The 17,676-nt window shown below is 70.5% G+C and carries 17 protein-coding genes and 1 tRNA gene; 4 read left to right on the top strand and 14 right to left on the bottom strand.

Going from position 1 to position 17,676, the window contains the following annotated elements; genetic code table 11:
* Nucleotides 1-6 precede the first annotated feature (6 nt).
* From JT723_RS05730 to JT723_RS05715, 4 genes are all read right to left on the bottom strand, one after another.
* Nucleotides 7-1,299 carry a homoserine dehydrogenase gene (locus tag JT723_RS05730; protein ID WP_205043374.1) on the bottom strand — a complete coding sequence of 431 codons (1,293 nt, stop codon included), beginning with the start codon at nt 1,297-1,299 and terminating at the stop codon, nt 7-9.
* Nucleotides 1,300-1,570: 271 nt separating this feature from the next.
* Nucleotides 1,571-2,962, bottom strand: a complete 1,392-nt coding sequence (lysA, locus tag JT723_RS05725) for a diaminopimelate decarboxylase (protein WP_205043373.1) — start codon at nt 2,960-2,962, stop codon at nt 1,571-1,573.
* A gap of 28 nt (nt 2,963-2,990) precedes the next feature.
* Entirely contained in the window at nt 2,991-3,977 is a 987-nt protein-coding gene (gene nrtL, locus JT723_RS05720; RefSeq protein WP_205043372.1) for an ArgS-related anticodon-binding protein NrtL, read from the bottom strand.
* Between the two features lie 320 nt (nt 3,978-4,297).
* The gene (locus JT723_RS05715) at nt 4,298-4,735 is read right to left on the bottom strand and encodes a response regulator transcription factor (RefSeq protein ID WP_206248072.1); all 438 of its coding nucleotides are present in this window, start codon (nt 4,733-4,735) and stop codon (nt 4,298-4,300) included.
* 170 nt (nt 4,736-4,905) lie between these two features.
* On the opposite strand from JT723_RS05715, the gene JT723_RS05710 reads away from it, so the two are divergent.
* A tRNA-Arg gene (locus JT723_RS05710) sits at nt 4,906-4,977 on the top strand.
* A gap of 865 nt (nt 4,978-5,842) precedes the next feature.
* Here JT723_RS05710 and JT723_RS36575 read toward each other — a convergent pair.
* The 5 genes from JT723_RS36575 to JT723_RS05690 all read right to left on the bottom strand — a co-directional run bounded on the left by JT723_RS36575 (nt 5,843) and on the right by JT723_RS05690 (nt 9,450).
* Complete coding sequence (locus JT723_RS36575) at nt 5,843-6,010, bottom strand: DUF8730 family Cys-rich protein (protein ID WP_491697034.1); 168 nt, start codon at nt 6,008-6,010, stop codon at nt 5,843-5,845.
* Nucleotides 6,011-6,147: 137 nt separating this feature from the next.
* Nucleotides 6,148-6,891 carry a sulfite exporter TauE/SafE family protein gene (locus JT723_RS05705; RefSeq protein ID WP_205043370.1) on the bottom strand — a complete coding sequence of 248 codons (744 nt, stop codon included), beginning with the start codon at nt 6,889-6,891 and terminating at the stop codon, nt 6,148-6,150.
* Nucleotides 6,888-7,253: a rhodanese-like domain-containing protein gene (locus tag JT723_RS05700; RefSeq protein WP_205043369.1), complete on the bottom strand. Its 366-nt coding sequence runs from the start codon at nt 7,251-7,253 to the stop codon at nt 6,888-6,890. Before JT723_RS05700 ends, JT723_RS05705 begins: the two co-directional genes overlap by 4 nt.
* Nucleotides 7,254-7,312: 59 nt before the next feature.
* Nucleotides 7,313-8,671 (bottom strand): MBL fold metallo-hydrolase, encoded by a 1,359-nt coding sequence (locus tag JT723_RS05695; protein ID WP_205043368.1) that lies wholly within the window; start codon nt 8,669-8,671, stop codon nt 7,313-7,315.
* 272 nt (nt 8,672-8,943) lie between these two features.
* The gene (locus tag JT723_RS05690; protein ID WP_205043367.1) at nt 8,944-9,450 is read right to left on the bottom strand and encodes a MarR family winged helix-turn-helix transcriptional regulator; all 507 of its coding nucleotides are present in this window, start codon (nt 9,448-9,450) and stop codon (nt 8,944-8,946) included.
* Between the two features lie 253 nt (nt 9,451-9,703).
* Between JT723_RS05690 and JT723_RS05685 the strand changes: the two genes are divergently transcribed.
* From JT723_RS05685 to JT723_RS05675, 3 genes are all read left to right on the top strand, one after another.
* A complete protein-coding gene (locus JT723_RS05685; RefSeq protein ID WP_205043366.1) occupies nt 9,704-10,351 on the top strand; it encodes a phosphatase PAP2 family protein in 648 nt (215 codons plus the stop codon).
* Nucleotides 10,352-10,455: 104 nt separating this feature from the next.
* Nucleotides 10,456-11,340 (top strand): prolipoprotein diacylglyceryl transferase, encoded by an 885-nt coding sequence (gene lgt, locus JT723_RS05680; RefSeq protein ID WP_205043628.1) that lies wholly within the window; start codon nt 10,456-10,458, stop codon nt 11,338-11,340.
* A gap of 143 nt (nt 11,341-11,483) precedes the next feature.
* Complete coding sequence (locus JT723_RS05675; RefSeq protein WP_205043365.1) at nt 11,484-11,645, top strand: hypothetical protein; 162 nt, start codon at nt 11,484-11,486, stop codon at nt 11,643-11,645.
* 126 nt (nt 11,646-11,771) lie between these two features.
* Here JT723_RS05675 and JT723_RS05670 read toward each other — a convergent pair whose 3' ends face one another.
* The 5 genes from JT723_RS05670 to ctaD all read right to left on the bottom strand — a co-directional run bounded on the left by JT723_RS05670 (nt 11,772) and on the right by ctaD (nt 17,492).
* The gene (locus JT723_RS05670) at nt 11,772-13,232 is read right to left on the bottom strand and encodes an MFS transporter (protein WP_205043627.1); all 1,461 of its coding nucleotides are present in this window, start codon (nt 13,230-13,232) and stop codon (nt 11,772-11,774) included.
* 299 nt (nt 13,233-13,531) lie between these two features.
* A complete protein-coding gene (locus tag JT723_RS05665; protein WP_205043364.1) occupies nt 13,532-14,608 on the bottom strand; it encodes a PP2C family protein-serine/threonine phosphatase in 1,077 nt (358 codons plus the stop codon).
* Between the two features lie 261 nt (nt 14,609-14,869).
* On the bottom strand, nt 14,870-15,235 hold the full coding sequence (locus JT723_RS05660; protein ID WP_491697035.1) for a DUF302 domain-containing protein: 366 nt from the start codon (nt 15,233-15,235) through the stop codon (nt 14,870-14,872).
* Nucleotides 15,236-15,393: 158 nt separating this feature from the next.
* The gene (locus JT723_RS05655) at nt 15,394-15,735 is read right to left on the bottom strand and encodes a hypothetical protein (protein WP_205043363.1); all 342 of its coding nucleotides are present in this window, start codon (nt 15,733-15,735) and stop codon (nt 15,394-15,396) included.
* A gap of 26 nt (nt 15,736-15,761) precedes the next feature.
* Nucleotides 15,762-17,492, bottom strand: coding sequence for an aa3-type cytochrome oxidase subunit I (gene ctaD / locus JT723_RS05650; protein ID WP_205043362.1), 1,731 nt, complete (start codon nt 17,490-17,492; stop codon nt 15,762-15,764).
* Nucleotides 17,493-17,676 lie beyond the last annotated feature (184 nt).

Here is a 17,676-nt window from a genome sequence, read left to right as displayed (position 1 = left end):
GCGGGTCTACTCCCCTTCCACACGCATGATGCTGGCGACGCCGCGTACGGTGTCGAGTTTCCGCAGGCTGGAGACGGTCGCCGAGAGGGCGGCGTCCGGCGCGCGGTGGGTGACGACGACGAGAGACGCTTCTCCGTCTTTTCCTTGCTGACGGACCGTGTCGATGGACACGTCGTGCTCGGCGAACACCGTGGCGACCTGTGCGAGGACGCCCGGTTTGTCCGCCACGTCGAGGCTGATGTGGTAGCGGGTGACCACATCTCCCATCGGGCTCACCGGCAGTTGCGTGTAAGCGGACTCGCCGGCACCGGTGGTCGCCGCCAGTTTGTTGCGGCAGGCGGCCACCAGGTCGCCGAGGACGGCGGAGGCGGTGGGTGCACCGCCGGCGCCGGGACCGTAGAACATCAGCTGCCCCGCCGCCTCCGCCTCGACGAAGACGGCGTTGTAGGCCCCGCGTACGGAGGCCAGCGGGTGGCTGAGCGGGATCATTGCGGGGTGCACCCGGGCGGTGACCGAACGGCCGTCGCGGGCGCGCTCGCAGATGGCCAGCAGTTTGACCGTACAGCCCATCTTCTTCGCCGACGCGATGTCGGCCGCGGTGACCTCGGTGAGGCCCTCGCGGTGGACGTCGTCGATGGTGACCCGGGTGTGGAAGGCGATGCCGGCCAGGATCGCGGCCTTGGCGGCGGCGTCGAAGCCCTCGACGTCGGCGGTGGGGTCGGCCTCGGCGTATCCCAGCGCGGTGGCCTCGTCCAGCGCCTCGCTGTAGCCGGCGCCGGTGGAGTCCATCTTGTCGAGGATGAAGTTGGTGGTGCCGTTGACGATGCCGAGCACCCGGTTGACCTTGTCGCCGGCCAGCGACTCGCGCAGCGGCCTGATCAGCGGGATCGCACCGGCGACCGCGGCCTCGTAGTAGAGGTCCACACCGTGCTCGACGGCCTTGGCGTGCAGGCTGGCGCCGTCCGCGGCCAGCAGCGCCTTGTTCGCCGACACCACGGAGGCGCCGTGCTCGAAGGCGGTGGTGATCAGCGTGCGGACCGGCTCGATACCGCCGATGACCTCGATGACGACGTCGATGTCGCCGCGCTTGACCAGCGCGGTGGCGTCGGTGGTGAGCAGCTCCTGCGGCACACCTTCACGCACCCGGTTGGGGCGGCGCACCGCGATGCCGGCCAGCTCGATCGGCGCGCCGATGCGGGCGGCGAGATCGGCCGTCTGCGTCGTGATGATGCGCGTGACCTCGGAGCCGACCACACCGCAGCCAAGCAGCGCCACTTTCAGCGGACGCGTACGCATCATCCGACCTCGTCTCTCGTACAGCTCTCGTGTCGCGTGGGTACGGTTCCGGCTGCCCGGTCCCGTACGGCGTGGAGGGAACCAGTCTCACCCACCGGATGGGAGAAGCCACGCCGTGTCCGGATTGCGAGACCGGCCGGGCGGGCCGTGAGATTTGCCGTTCGCCCGGCGATCTTGCGGTGTTTCGTTGCGCCCGGCGCGTGCCCGCCGTAGATCCTCTTTTCGGACGAGCCGGCCCGGCTCGGACTGGCCGGCTCAGCTCGGGCCGGCCGGCTCAGCCGACGTCGAGGCGCAGCAGGTCCTCCTCCGTCTCGCGGCGGACGATCACCCGCGGCTGCCCGTCCGCGACCGCGACCACCGGCGGGCGCGGCACATGGTTGTAGTTGCTGGCCATCGAGCGGCAGTACGCGCCGGTCGCCGGCACCGCGAGCAGGTCGCCCGGCGCCAGGTCGGACGGCAGGAACGCGTCCTTGACCACGATGTCGCCGCTCTCGCAGTGCTTGCCCACCACCCGGCTGAGCATCGGCTCGGCGTCGCTGCGGCGGGAGGCGAGCGCGACGGTGTACTCGGCGTCGTAGAGCGCGGTACGGATGTTGTCCGACATCCCGCCGTCGACGCTGACGTACGTGCGCAGGCCTTCGAGCGGCTTGACCGTACCGACCTCGTAGAGGGTGAAGGCGGTCGGGCCGACGATGGCCCGGCCCGGCTCGACCGACAGCCGCGGCGGGTCGAGGCGGGCCGCCTCGCACTCGCGGGTGACGATCTCGCCGAGCGACTTGGCGATCTGGTACGGCTCCGCCGGGTCGTCGTCCGCGGTGTAGGCGATGCCCAGGCCCCCGCCGAGGTCGATCTCCGGCAGCTGCACCCCGTGCTCGTCGCGGATCTCGGCCAGCAGCGACACCACCCGGCGGGCGGCCACCTCGAAGCCGGCCATGTCGAAGATCTGCGAGCCGATGTGGCTGTGGATGCCGATCAGCTCCAGGCTCTCCAGCTTCAGCACCCGGCGCACCGCCTCCGCGGCCTGCCCGCCGGCCAGCGCGAGGCCGAACTTCTGGTCCTCGTGCGCGGTCGCGATGAACTCGTGGGTGTGCGCCTCGACGCCGACCGTCACCCGGATCTGCACCGGCTGGCGCCGCCCGTGCCGCTCGGCGGCGGCCGCGACCCTGACGATCTCCTGGAAGGAGTCCAGCACGATCCGCCCGACCCCGGCGGCGACCGCCCGGTCGATCTCGGCGTTGCTCTTGTTGTTGCCGTGCATCGCGATCCGCGCGGCGGGCATCCCGGCGTCCAGCGCGACCGCCAGCTCCGTGCCCGAGCACACGTCGAGGTTCAGCCCCTCCTCGTGCAGCCAGCGCACGACCGCCCGGGACAGGAAGGCCTTGCCCGCGTAGAAGACGTCGGCGTCCGGCCCGAAGGCCGCCTTCCAGGCCCGGCAGCGCGCCCGGAAGTCCGCCTCGTCCAGCAGGTAGGCGGGGGTGCCGAACTCGGCGGCCAGGTCGCGTACGTCGATCCCGCCGACCTCGATCGCGCCGTCGTCGTTGCGGGCGACCGTGCCCGACCAGATGTGCGCGTCCAGCCGGTTGAGGTCGGCGGGCGGGGCCGCGTAGTGCCCCTCGGGCAGTACGTCGGCGTGGCGGGGGCCTGCGGGGTGTGCGGATCGGCTCACGGCGGTGTCTCTCGTTCTCGTCTTCTCGTCAGAGGTGGTCGGGTGCGCTGATGCCGAGCAGGTGCAGGCCGTCGGCGAGCACGATGCCGGTCGCGTCGGCGAGGCGGACCCGGGCAGCGTGGACGGCCGAGGGTTTCTCGTCCCCTTTGGGCAGCGCGGGACACTCGTCCTGGAACCGGAGATAGGCGTCGGCCAGCCGCTCCAGATGCCGTGCGAGCCGATCGGGCGCGCGGCGGCGGGCGGCGGTCTCGACGACCCGGGGGAAGTCGGCGATCAGCCCGAGCAGTTCCGTCTCGGCGGGGTGCCGGTACGGGTCCCCGGCCGCGCCGTCGACGCGTACGCCCAGGTCGTGGGCGTTGCGCAGCAGGGCGCGGGTGCGGGAGCGGGCGTAGCGGACCCGGAAGAGCGGGTTCGCCTCGCGTTGGGCGAGCAGCGCGGCGGTGGGGCGGGGAGTGTCCTCGGCGGGCGGGCGCAGCAGCGCCCAGCGGGCGGCGTCCCGGCCCAGCAGCTTCTCCGGGTCCTCGGCCGGCTCGGCCGCACTGAGCCGCTCCGGCGGCCCCGCCGGTGCGCCCGCGGCGGCCAGCAGCCGGTTGACGACCTCGGCGACGGTTGCCGCCCGCACCCCGTGCGGCGGCTCGGGCACGACGGTGGCCGGCTCGTCCGCCAGCCCGTCGCCCCGCCCGTAGTCAGCCCCCTGCTCGATCACCTGCCGGACGACGTCGGCGTACGCGCGGGCGCTCAGCGTGATGTTCAGGAACCCGGCCTCGGCGACCTCGACCTGCGCGATGCCCGGCTCCTTCGCCAGCCGTACGGCCAGCACCCGGGCGACGTCGAAGGCGCTGCGCCCGGCCTGCCCGGCCAGCTGCAGGGCCACGTTGGTGGCGTAGTCCCCGCACCCCGGGCGCGGCGGCCGCTGCACGACCACCCGGTCGGGCACGGTGACCTGCAACTCCCCCGCGCCGACGGCACGCCGGACCGTGCTCAGCACGGTCCAGGACAGTTCGGAGGGGGTCACGCGGCAAAGCCTAGGCGAGAGGCGGGCCTCTGTGCCGACCGGGTTTTCCGCCCCCGGGGCGGTCGGGGGGCGCCGACGCGGGCTCGCCCGTGGCCGGCGGGGGCGTACCGCGCCCGGCGGGGCTTGCCGTGCCCGGCGCGGACTCGGCGAGGCCGACCGGGGTCGCCGCAGCCACATCCGGCTGACCGGGACCAGCCGGGACTCGGCGAGGCCGACCGGGGTCGCCGCAGCCGAATCCGGCTGACCGGGACCAGCCGGGACTCGGCGAGGCCGACCGGGGTCGCCGCAGCCACATCCGGCGTGCCGTGCCCGGCGGGGGCTCAGCTGCCGCCGGGGGCGACGGCGGCCTCGCCCGCCTCCTCGGCGTCAGGGTCCTGCGCACTCTGCTGCTGCGGGCGCGAAGGCTGCGCGGGGCGCTGGACCAGTCGCCGCACCGTCTCCACGAGCTCGGCGGGCTCGAAGGGCTTGCCCACGTACGCGTCGACCCCGCGCGGCCCGCCGGTCCCGTCCGGCAGCGCACCGGCGCTGACCATCACGATCCCGACCTCCCGCGTCCACGGATCCGCGTCCGCCCGCAACCGCGCCGCCGTCCGCACCCCGTCCAGCCGCGGCATCACCACATCCAGCGTGACGACGTCCGGCCGCACGCTGTGCACGATCTCCAGGCACTCGGCACCATCAGCCGCGGTCACGACCTCGAAGCCCTCCAGCTCCAGGTTGACCCTGATCAACTGCCGGATCACCTTGTTGTCATCCACAACAAGTACCCGGCCGGTCGCACCCGCCACACCCCGAAGCGTAGGCGGACGACTACTGATGCGTCCGCGTTTTGCCCATTTCTTCCCCGCCACGGGTGACCCCGCCCCTCCACCCGCACCCCAAACCCTGTCGGACCCACCCTCCCCGGACTGGTACTGTTCTTCCCGTCGCCCCCGTAGCTCAGGGGATAGAGCAACGGCCTCCGGAGCCGTGTGCGCAGGTTCGAATCCTGCCGGGGGCACAACCGGATTGAGGCTCTGACCAGCAGAAATGCTGGTCAGAGCCCTTCTTGTACCTGCTAAAACGCACACTGTCTTATGGCCGTTGCTCTTTCCGGACCCAAGGGAGCCTCGCCTGGGGTATCTGGCCGCGTCTCCCCTGCATTTCCACTGGTCAGCATCGTTGCGCGACGCAGCAGGCGGACGGCGCGGACCCCGTTCGGGGGCTGCTCGGACGACTTGTGCACCCAACGGCACTTCCATCCGGAAACCGACCGTGACCTGCTGCGATGTCGTGAGAGCGCTCTGAAACGCAAAGCGGCGTCGAGGTGCTCTTAGCGGCCCGACCATCGGCCCCGAACTTGTAACGCCCCTTTATGAGATCAGCACACGGCGGTGTTCAGCCGCCTCGGCCAACGCACCGAGAAAAGGCAGCCAAAGCACGGCCCGGTCTCCAATTCGTGAGACGTTCACCGGCCGAGTTGCGCTCTACTCAGGCGCCGGCCCGCAGGGCAGGGCTGAGCACCGAGTCAGGGGCCGCTCCTGTGCCACTGGTCAGCAGGTCTTGGCTCTGGTCACCGCTGGCCTGACGGGCGGTGGACGCGGTTGGCTGCCTGGACGAGCGCCGCTGCGGCGCGGTCGATGCCTGTTCGATCGGTCCGGCGTCCCAGGGTGAGGCAGAGTGCGACGAAGGCGCAGGGTTCACAGGTACCCATGGCCAGCAGACGCACCTGCGCTTCGTTATCAAGTCGTGGGTCGACCGAGTGGCAGCTCGACGCCTGACGGGACGGGCGAGCTGCCCCCAGTCACAGGGCAACCGTCCTGGACCCCACTGCTCAGACGCCGACCGGCCGTTCCGCCTCTACGCCCGCAGGGTCGGGCGCTTCCTCAGCTTCGACCGAGGAGGCGCTTCCACAGGCTCCCGGCGGGCGTGGTTTCCCGGGTGCAGGTGCAGCGCTGGGTTTTGGGGACTCCCGCCAGCACCTGTTCGACGTGCATTCCGCAGCCGCGGTACGTGAACTTGTGGCACTTCTTGCAGAGGGTTCGCTGGCACATGGGTATTGCTCCTTCGTTGTGTGCGATGTGTGAGGCCGGAACAGTGCGCCGGGCTCTCGGACGCAGTTGTGGGCTCCTGGATCGGTGTTGCCCCCCTCCTCACGGGGTCGGGCAACGTCCCTGTCTGTGGGCCGCGGTCAGACGAGCACGTCGGCAAGCATGAAGGCCGCCACCCCCAGCAGGACGAAGGCGAAGATGCGTTGCAGGGCGCCGCCGCTGACCTTGGTCGCGAGGCGCTTGCCGTCCCAGGCCGCGAGAACGGCCGCTGCGGTGAACGGCGCGATCACCTCCCATCGCAGGTCCCCTCCGGTTCCGCTGCGGGCGGCGAGTGCGGCGAGGGAGTTGACGCTGATGACCAGCAGGCTGGTGCCCACGGCCGTCCGCATCCGCAGGCCGAGGACGCTCACCAGGGCGGGCACGGCAAGGAATCCGCCGCCGACGCCGAGGAAGCCGGTCACCGCGCCGAGACCGGCGCCGGCAGCCGCCGCCTTCGCCGGCCTGACCCCCTGGGGCGCTACGGGGGCGGCGGGCCGCAGCATCCGCACTGCGGCAGCCGCGGCAAGAACGGCGAACGCTGCAGTGAGTGCCGCCTGCGGAAGGTGCGCGGTGGCGGCACCGGCCAGGAATGCGGGGATGACGCCGGCGGCGGCGAACAGGACTCCCGTCCGCCAGGCCACATTGCCGTCGCGGGCGTGTGCCACCAGTCCCGTCGCGGAGGTGACGGTCACGATGATGAGGCTGGCGGTGGTGGCCGCCACCGGAGTGAAGCCCAGCAGGTAGATAAGAGCCGGCACAGCCAGGACGCTGCCTCCGCCGCCCAGCGCGCCGAGGGCCAGACCGACGACGGCTCCCGCGACGAGGGCGAGGATGAGCACGCTCACGCTGTCGGACCGTGTTTCCCGCGCTCGTCGATGACCGGATAGCCGGCCGTGGTCCACGCATTCATGCCGCCCTCGACATTCACCGCGTCCGCGCCCTGCTGCGCCAGCAGCTTCGCGGCCTGCTGCGAACGCTGCCCGCTGCGGCAGATCACCGCGAGGGGCCGGCCCCGCGCCGCGGCCGGAAGCCCCGCGCCCGCGACCAGGCCGGACAGCGGTGCGTGCACGGCGCCGGGCGCATGGCCCGTTGCCCACTCCGCTGCCTCGCGCACATCCAGCAGTACCGCCTGCGGCTGGTCCCCGCGGGTCAGGGTGCGCGCCTCCTGTACGGACAGGCTCTGCTCGTTGCTGTCAGGGGAAAACATCGGGGCTGTTCCTCCTCGGGATCGCCTGATGGGTGGTTGCTCGGCAGGCCGCTCGGGGATCAGCCACTGGTGATGGTGAGGCCCGCCTCGCCGGCGGCGTCGTAGCTGTCGTCGACCGCGACCACGTCCCGGCCGATCGCGTGCAGCAGGGACGCGGCGATGGCGGCGCGCATCCCTGCGGCGCAGTGCACCCAGACGGTGCCTTCCGGAACCTCACCGGCCCGGCGGTGCAGCTGATGGACGGGGATGTGCACCGAGCCCTCGATCCAGCCCTTCGCGCGTTCGGAGTCGCGGCGCACGTCGAGGACCACGATGTCCCCGGCGTGCTGCTCGGCGAGTCCGGCGAACGTCGAGCGGGGGAACGACACCGGCCGCTGCCCGACGTCCACCCAGCGTTCCGGGCCGCCGGTGGCGGCGGCAGCCGGGCGGTCGATGCCGACGCGCACGAGTTCCCGCTGGGCTGCGGCAAGCTGTTCGGCGGACTCGGCCAGCAGGGTGACCGGCTTGCCCCAGGGGATCAACCACGCCAGATAGGTGGCGAGTTTGCCGTCCGCCTCGAAGTTGAACGAGCCGGCGACATGCCCCTCCGCGAAGGCGATGCGGTTGCGCAGATCCACGACCCACTCCCCCGCGGCCAGCCTCGCCGCGATCTCCTGTGGATCAGCGGTGCTCGGAGCCGTCAGGTCCACTGGATCCGGACCGCCCGCGTTGATCGGACCCATGTGCGTGTAGTACGCGGGGATGTCGTCCAGTCCGCTCAGCAGGTCGGCGACGAAGGTGGCCGCATCGGTGGTGAGGGCGGCGTTCCCGGCCTTCTCCCTGCCGATCGTGCTGTCCGTGGCGTCGGCCTGTGCCGAGGAGCAGAAACTGCCGAAGCCGTGCGTCGGCAGGACCGCCGCGTCATCGGGCAGGGCGTCGGCGAGCCGGTGGGCGGAGGCGTGCTGGGCGCGCGCCAGGTACTCGGTCAGGCGCGGCTCGACCAGGTCGGGCCGGCCCACCGTGCCGATCAGCAGCGAGCCGCCGGTGAACGCCGCCACCGGGCGGCCCTCGTCGCTCAGCACGTAGGCGGTGTGATGCGGCGTGTGCCCGGGCGTCGCAACCGCAGCCAGCGTCAGGTCCGCGTCGAGGTCGACGGTGTCGCCGTCCGCGACCGGGGTCCGCGCATAGGAAACCCGCGCGCCGGCCGGCACCAGATAACCGGCACCGGTGATCCGCGCCAGCTCCAAGCCGCCGGTGACGTAGTCGTTGTGGACGTGCGTCTCCACCACATGAGAGATCCGCACCCCTCGCCGGGCAGCAGCAGCCAGCACCTGGTCGACGTCACACGGTGGGTCCACCACGACCGCGGCGTGCCGGCCCCCGGCCAGATAGCTCCGGTTTCCCAGACCTTCCAGCTGGATGGCGTCTACGAAGAACACCCGGATACTCCTTTCCGTTGCTTTACCCCCCGGGGTATATCACCCAGACTACCATGAGTACCCCCAGGGGTATATTTCAGCACCGGCTGCACAGTCGGTTCTGGCGAGAGCCACGCAGGGTCGAATCCGCGACCTCCGCACCTGCAGCACGATCCCCGCACTCTGGGGCAGCAGCGTCGGGCCGCCTGGCCGCCCACAGGGCGAGGGTCAACGCAGTTGGCGGTGGTGGCGCTGAACAGCCCCAAGCCGCATGCGAAAGTGCCCCGGAGGTCTCAGTCCGTCGGGCTGTCAGCAGGTGGTTCGCCGAGGTATTCGGCGAGGTGGAACAGGGCGGGAAGGGCGACCCCGAGAGCAGCGCGCTCGTCGCCGTCGAGGGCGTGCAGGGCCGCGTCCAGGCGTCGTTCGTGGGCCTGGGTCCAGGCAGCGAGTTGTTCCCGCCCGGCGTCGGTGAGGGTGACGACGGAGGCGCGGCGGTCGGCGGGGTCGACCTCGCGAGCGACAAGGCCGGAGGTCATCATCTGGCCGATCAGGCCGCTGACGGTGCTGGGGGCCAGTCGCTGGCGGGCGGCGAGGTCGCCGACGCGGGCCGGGGAGTGTTCCCCGAGGACCTGAAGTAGTTCCACTTGGGCCATGGGCAGCGTCTCCCAGGGGTAGTCGCTGCGGATGGACGCGCGCAGGGCGCGCCGCAGCCGCGTTACCGCATCGGTGAGCCGGCGGGCGTCGGGAACCGGGTCCACGGTGGCCTTCGACGCGGCCTCGGGGTGCGACTGCGAGGACATGCCATGAGGGTAACGGTCCGCGCGGCCCCCTCCGACCGCGTCACGGCACTGCGAGAGCCGCTTTCGGCGTCACAACTCCGTCAATCTGGCTCCCCGGCGCCACGGGGCGATCCGGCCGAGCGCAGGGGCGCCAGGTCGAAGACGTAGCCGTAGCCGCGAACGGTGCGCAGCCGGTCCCGCAGCGCCGGATCGGCGTCGGCTGAACCGGGCAGATGGCGCCTTCGGACCGGCCCGGCACGAGAGGTCCCCTGCGATGGTTGCCGGCTCGGCCGTGCCGGCCTTCGACGGTTCGCACATCGACGGCTCGCTGTTCACCACCGTCACGGACTTCGCGTCCGACACCACATGGCTCAACGGCGCGATGGAATGGTGGACCAACGCCGGGCTCCGGGTCTTCGCGATCCTCATGGTCGCCGGTTGGTGGCGGGCCCGCCGCCGGGGCAATACGGCGATGACGCTCGCACTGGCGGTCCCGGTCGCGGTGGTGGTGGCTTTCGCTGCTGCGGAGGTCGTCAAGAAGGTCGTCGGTGAGGTGCGGCCCTGTCGCTCCATGCCGCACGCCTTTCTCGTCGACACCTGCCCGGCGCCCAGCGACTACGCCTTCCCCAGCGGGCACACCACCGCGGCTGCGGCCACCGTCGCCGCCCTGTTCCTCCTCGACCGCAGACTGGGCGCCATCGCCACGGTCTTCGCTGCCATCGAGGGTTTCACGCGCGTCTACGTGGGGGCGCACTACCCGCACGACGTCCTCGGCTCGGCGCTGCTGGCCGTGCCGGTCGCCTACGCGACGAGTGTGGCGCTGCGGCGGACCTTGACACCGGCGGTCGGGCGCTTGCGCGACGGCGCGCTGCGGCCTGTGCTCGCCGCATCCGCGGCGACCGGTGCCCCAATCGACCGCTGACAGGTCTCGATCGTCACGGAGTAAGAAAACTTCGGTGTGCGATGTAATGTCGTGCGGGGCTTCCGGTGCGAGGCCGGACCCGCACGGCGAGAGTGATCATCTTCATGCTGCTGGCGTACCTGCCGAGCCCTTCTCGGGGCGTATGGCACCTGGGACCCTTCCCGATTCGCGCGTACGCGCTGTGCATCATCGCCGGGATCTTCGCGGCGGTGTGGATGACCGGCGGGCGGTGGGCGGCCCGCGGCAGGGACCGGAACGAGATCGCCGACATCGCCGTGTGGGCCGTGCCGTTCGGAGTGCTCGGCGGGCGGCTCTACCACGTGATCACCGACCCCGAACTGTACTTCGCCGCCGGAAGGCAGCCGATTCACGCCTTGTACGTGTGGGACGGCGGGCTGGGCATCCCCGGCGCGGTACTACTGGGCGCGTTCGGAGCCTGGCTCGGCTGCCGCCGGCGCGGCATCGCGCTGGCCGCCTTCGCCGATGCCGCGGCACCGGGCTTGGTGCTGGCCCAGGCGATGGGCCGCTGGGGCAACTACTTCAACCAGGAACTCTTCGGCCGCCCGACCCACCTCCCCTGGGCCCTGCGCATCGACGCCGCGCATCGCCCCGCCGACTCCCCAGCGGTGGTCCTCTACCACCCGACGTTCCTGTACGAGTCGATGTGGGACCTGGGCGTCATGGCCCTGCTCCTGGTCCTCGACCGCCGCTACCACTTGCGCCGGGGCCGGCTGTTCGCCTGCTACGTGCTGGCCTACACCGCCGGGCGCGCCTGGATCGAGGCTCTGCGGATCGACCACGCCAACCACTTCTTCGGCCTTCGACTGAACGACTGGGTCTCCGCCGCGCTCTTTGCCGGCGCCACGCTGTACCTGCTGGCCGGCCGGACGTCCGCCCGCCGCCGGGACGATGCGGACGGTGAGCCACGACACCAGGACAGTGACGGGGCTCCCCTAGCAGGTGCCGGCCGGCAGCCAGGAGACAGCTGATGTGCCCCGCCGGTGGCGGCCTGCCTTCGCCGGAGCGCGTCGCAGTCCGGTGGCGCCTGCGCCCACTGTTGCCCCCACGCCTGCGGCCGCTCGGCCGGCCCCGCCTGTGGGTCGAGTTGACGTTCAGCGTTGCCTTGTACCTGGTGTACCGGCAGATCCGCCTGGACGTGCCCGACCACCGCGGCGCCGCGATGCACCGCGCCGCCCAGATCTGGAACACCGAACGCCGACTGCACCTCGACCCCGAACTGGCTGTCAACCACGCCTTCAACCACGTGACCTGGCCAGCCACACGGCCCCGGTGAGCAAAGCAGCAACCACGAAGCCCACAGCCGCGGCCGCATGCACGCCGGTCAGCCAGTCATCCGGCGTCCCGCACCGCAGTGCGCTTATCCGCCGCGAGTTCATGCTGCTCCCATGCCGGTCAGCTCTCAGCCGTGTGTCGATCCGTTCGTGATCGGCGGCGGCTCGGGGAATCTGTGCTGAAGGTCGTACTTTCCGCGAGGTTGCACCCGGCGGGGACTGAACCAGGCTGCCAGCAGCGCCGCACCCGATGCGACCAACAGCACCACCACGCCGTGGTGTGCAGCAGGAGCGACACTGTCGGCGGGAGCCAGGTGCAGCGCCAAGGTGACCAGCGCAACGCCCAATGCCGTTCCCATGCCCCTGGTCATGTTGACCAGCCCGCCGCCAGTCCCCGAGGCGGCAACCGGGATGGCACGCATGATCAACGCATTGTTCGCCGGGGTGAACACCCCGAGCCCCGCCCCGAGCAGGCCCAGCAGCGCCGCCAGCCACCCGGCCGACACCGGTGCCACCAGCATCCCTGCCAACGCGCCACTCGCCACGACGGCACCCAGCACACATCGCGCACGATCCGTGACCGACCGCGGCAGCACCCGGTCGGACCCCGTTGCCGCCAGAGCGAACCCCGCGGGAAGCGCACTGACCACCAACCCCGTCAGCAGCTCCGAGGCCCCCGTGCGGCCCAGCGTGATCGGCACCAGCACCAGCGGACCGAACAGCACCAGATACCCGCACAACGCCCCCACCAGCCCCGGCGAGACCGCCGGCACCCGCAGCAGCGCCAGATCCAGCAGCGGAACGGCCGCCCGCCGCTGCCGCCGCACGAATGCCCAGCCCGCGACGACGGCGGCAGCAAAGAGCAGCACCACCGCCCATACCGGCAACGGCAACCCCGAGGCCGCGGAAACACCCAGCAATAGCGAGGTCGTCGCCGCAGAGAGCCACGCCAGCCCCTGCCAGTCGAAAGCGGGTACCGGGTTACGGGCGCGGGTGCGCGGCAGCAGGAAATGACCGGCCACCAATGCGATCACGCCGATCGGCACGTTGATACCGAACACCCAACGCCACCCCACCGTGGCCACCAGAGCCGCACCCACCGTAGGACCGAGCGCCAGCCCCAAAGCCTGGGCCGCGGCCTGCACTCCCAGTGCCGCGCGCATCTTCTCCCGTGGCGCGCTGGTCGCCACCAGCGCCACGCTGTTGGCCTGCAGCATCGCCGCCCCGGCCGCCTGCACCACCCGGAAGGCGATCAAAGCAGTGAGGGAGGGAGCCACGCCGCACGCCGCCGATGCAGCTGTGAACACCACGAAGCCGTAGAGGTAGAACAGCTTGCGGCCGCGGGCGTCCGCCAACCGGCCGACCGGCACCAGCAGCGCCACCAGCGTGATCAGATAGGCAAGCGACACCCACTCCACACCGGCCAGCGGCGCCCCGAAGTCCACCCGAAGGCTGTGATAGGTCAGGGTGACGATGCTCGCGTCGAGCTGGCCCATGAACGCGCCGAAACACACCGTGGCGACCGCGAGCCGCCAGGCGTTCGGACGGTTCCGAATGGCAGCCGGGCGAGGGCGTTCCCGGACCAGCATCGCCGGCCATCCCTCCCGCCCGTCAGTCTTGGTGCCGGTGCCGAGCCCGTTCACAGACCCTCCTCCTCCACGGGTTGACGGCAGCCGAAAGGTGCCGCCGTGGGTACCCGTCCAGGTTACATCGGCAACAGAACTATTCTGGGGCCGCAAGGAGATATCTGCTACTCGGCCACCAGGCGGACACCTCGGCGTCACCGTTCACCGTGGACCCGAGCGCAACCCGCAGGCGCCGCCGTCAGCCGCCCCGGATGAGAGTCCCAGGCAGGAACATCGGGCACAGCCCGATGCCGCCGCCGACCTCAGACCGTCCGTTGAACGGTGACCATGGCCACATCGTCGCCCCGCGGCGCCGCCACGTGCCGAGCCAGGTCCTCGGTGATCGCGGTCAGCAGATCATCACAGGTGCACGAAGGCCACCGCCGGAGCCGCTCGGCGAGGGGGTAGAACTCGCCCGCGGCGTTCCGTGCCTCGATCACGCCGTCGGTGTAGAGCAAGAGAATGTCGCCGATCTCCATGCGATATGCGCCAACCGTGTGGGTGTCCTCGGCAAGGTCCCCCAGGCCCAGGGGAAGAGCGGGCTCCTGCCGGTCCAAGGTGATGACCTCGCCGTGCCGCAGGAGCAGTGGCGGCGGGTGGCCGAGGTCCAAGATTCTCAGCGCCGCGCCGTCCTGGGAGACCTCGGCGGCGACCGCGGTGACGAATCCCTCCAGAGGCGGCGTCGGCGCCGCCCTGCCCGCCGGCACGGGAGCCGCCAGCGCGATGTCGGTGATGTCCTCACGCAGGCTGCCGTCCAGCCATCCCGGCAGCTGTTCCAACGGCACACCGGTACGGGTGGCGCGCAGGAACGCCCTGACCAACGAGCTGCCCAGCTCGACCGCTGACAGCCCCTTTCCTTCCGCGTCCCCGACCAGGATCCTGGCACCGCCGTCGACGGTGCGCACAGCCGCATAGACGTCACCGCCGACTGCGGACTCCTTGTCGGCGGCCAGGTACATCGAGCGCAGGTTCACCGGACCCACCCGCTCGGGCAGAGGCTTGAGCAGTGTCCGCTGTGTGGTGGCAGCCACCCAGCGAGACTGGGCCAGCTCCCGCTCGCGTCGCTGTCGAACGGCTGCGGCGGCGACCGAGGTGGCGCTGATCAGCACCACCGCGGTGAGGGCGACGGGGAAGTTGGCCGTCCCGAGCTGCCCGTTGTCCCGAGCTGCAACGACCACGGACGCGAGCGTGACACCAGCGACGACCAGCACCCGGACGGGGCTGAGGAACACGGCACACACGGCCGGTACGCCTACCATGAGGCCTCCGATGCGGATCCCAGGGCCGCTCAGCACATCGATCAGCAGCAGCAGACCCACCACCGCCAGTGCGGCAAGCATCAGACCCCGCTGGGATCGCGTCCACCGCGAGGGAATGGATCGCCCGCCAGGCCCGGCCGTCCCCATGAGTCCAACGTACCGCCAGGACGGCGAACACACGCCTTGGCGGCCATCCGGTCGAGTCGGCAACGAGTGCGCCGGCCGCAAGAGGCAGAGACGGCATCAACTCATCCAGGCCGGAAGGCCCGCCCTACCGTAGGAGGGCAGGACATCGGTCCCGTGGAAACGGATCGCGCCCGAACTCCTGGACGACCGCCCACGTCAACCGAGGGAAGCGAGGGAAGCGTCGAGTTTCCGGCGTGCCTCGTCAGCGACCGGGCGCAGTTCGGGCAGGCCGGTGAGTTCGACCATCGCCTCCGGGTCCAGCGCCTGCACGATCGAGCCGCCATCGGGGTTTCCGCGCACCACGACGTTGCAGGGCAGCAGCATTCCGATGGAGCGGTCGGCCTCCAGCGCGCGGTGCGCCAGGTGCGGGTTGCAGGCGCCGAGGATCACGTACGGCTCCATGGCGACGTCCAGTTTCGACGCGAGGGTCGCACGGACGTCGATCTCGCTGAGCACCCCGAAGCCCTGCACGGCCAGCGCCTCCCGCACCCGCCGCATCGCCTCGTCGAACGTGAGGTCCACTACAACAGTCCGCCCATATTCCCTGGTCACGCCTCGCCCCGCTCTCCGACGGAAACACTCCTGCCCAGGATACGCCCAGGGGTATAAACCGTCCCTTCGCGCCGCGCTGCCACCGGCGCCCCGTGCCACAGCGTCCCTGAGCTTGATCAACTACCCGGTCAGCGGGAGATGAGGACGACGACTCCGGCGACGCCGGCGACAACGGCGGTGCACCCGGCAGCAGCTGCCACACAGCGCCTCTTCAGGGACCCGTACCGCCGGCTGTACTCCCCTCGCAGTGCAACGGCTCGATCGCGGATCTGCTCCAGCATGGCGCGGGAGGCGGCCACCCGGTCAGCGATGTAGACGCGCTCCACGTCCTCGCGCTGCCCTGTGGTCAGCCATGGCAGGTGGGAGGTGAAGACGGCTGCCTGGCGGCGGGCTTGTTCGACCTCAGCGTGCCACAGCAGGTAGCCGGTGATCTGGTTCAGCCCGTGCTCATCGGCGCTGTCTGGTTTCACCCGTGTCCCCTGCTTTCCGTGACGTTCTACGTGTCCTTGTCGCCCGGAGCGACGGTGATGGACTTGTCGGGGCGGTTCGTCGCGTCATCGATGGAGGAGATCTCGGGGTGGTGCAGGTCGAATGCCGGGGATTCGGAGCGGATGCGCGGCAGCGAGGTGAAGTTGTGCCGCGGCGGCGGGCACGAGGTCGCCCACTCCAGGGAGCGGCCGTAGCCCCACGGGTCGTCGACCCCGACCTTCTTGCCGTACTTCGCCGTCTTCCACACGTTGTAGAGGAAAGGCAGCATGGAAAGGCCCAGCAGGAACGAACTGATCGAGGACACCGTGTTCAGCGTCGTGAAACCGTCGGCCGCCAGGTAGTCGGCGTACCGGCGCGGCATACCCTCGACGCCCAGCCAGTGCTGGACGAGGAAGGTGCCCTGGAAGCCGAAGAAGAGCGTCCAGAAGGTGATCTTCCCGAGCCGTTCGTCGAGCATCTTGCCGGTCATCTTCGGCCACCAGAAATGGAAGCCGGCGAACATCGAGAACACCACGGTGCCGAAGACCGTGTAGTGGAAGTGCGCCACCACGAAGTACGAGTCGGACACGTGGAAGTCCAGTGGCGGCGCCGCCAGGATGACGCCGGTCAGGCCGCCGAACAGGAACGTGACCAGGAAGCCGACCGACCACAGCATCGGAGTCTCGAAACTCAGTGACCCCTTCCACATGGTGCCGATCCAGTTGAAGAACTTCACCCCCGTCGGCACCGCGATCAGGAAGGACATGAACGAGAAGAACGGCAGTAGCACACCGCCGGTGACGTACATGTGGTGCGCCCACACCGTGATGGAGAGCCCGGCAATGGAGATGGTTGCCGCAACCAGGCCGATGTAACCGAACATCGGCTTGCGGGCGAAGACCGGGATGACTTCGGAAATGATGCCGAAGAACGGCAGCGCGATGATGTACACCTCTGGATGCCCGAAGAACCAGAAGAGGTGCTGCCACAGCAACGCGCCGCCGTTTGCCGCGTCGAAGACGTGCGCGCCGAACTGCCGGTCGGCTTCCAGTGCCAGCAGCGCGGCGGCGAGCACCGGAAAGGCGAAGAGAACCAGAAGCGAGGTGAGCAGCACGTTCCACACGAAGATCGGCATGCGGAACATCGTCATGCCGGGTGCGCGCATGCAGATGACCGTGGTGATGAAGTTGACCGCGCCGAGGATGGTGCCGAAGCCGGACAGCGCCAGACCCATGATCCACATGTCGGCGCCGACACCGGGCGAGTTGACCGCGCTGGACAGCGGCGAGTACGCGAACCAGCCGAAGTCCGCCGCACCCTGCGGGGTGGCGAAGCCGCCGACCGCGATCAGCGAGCCGAACAGATAGAGCCAGTAGGCGAGCATGTTCAGCCGCGGGAAGGCGACGTCGGGGGCGCCGATCTGCAGCGGCATGATCCAGTTGGTGAAGCCGGCGAACAGCGGTGTCGCGAAGATCAGCAGCATCACGGTGCCGTGCATCGTGAAGGCCTGGTTGAACTGCTCGTTCGACAGGAACTGGGTGCCGGGCCGTGCCAGCTCTGCCCGCATCAGCAGCGCCATGACGCCTCCGACCAGGAAGAAGCCGAACGACGTGGACAAATACAGCGTGCCGATGGTCTTGTGGTCGGTCGTGGTCAGCCACGTGACCACCACACTGCCCGGGCGCCTGAGCCTGGCCGGCACTTCGTCCTCGTAGGTATCGTCCAGGCCGGCCGGTTCCGCTGTATCGCTCCTGGTCATTTGCCGGTGCCCCCGGTCGCATGAGTCGTCCGCACCGGTCCAGGCTCTCGTCGGACTGCCGATCGGCAAACCAGCCCCACCGATCTGTCAGCCCGATGGAGCAGCCGACGGCCGCCGCCTCGCGCCGGCCTTCCCCTCGATACCCGGGCGGGTATTTGCGTCGACCCTGCCCGCCACTCTACGG

This window comes from Actinacidiphila bryophytorum (genome assembly GCF_016916835.1).
GTDB lineage: Bacteria > Actinomycetota > Actinomycetes > Streptomycetales > Streptomycetaceae > Actinacidiphila > Actinacidiphila bryophytorum.
Note: the sequence above shows the minus strand (reverse complement) of the source record. Positions and strands in the feature narration are given on the sequence as shown.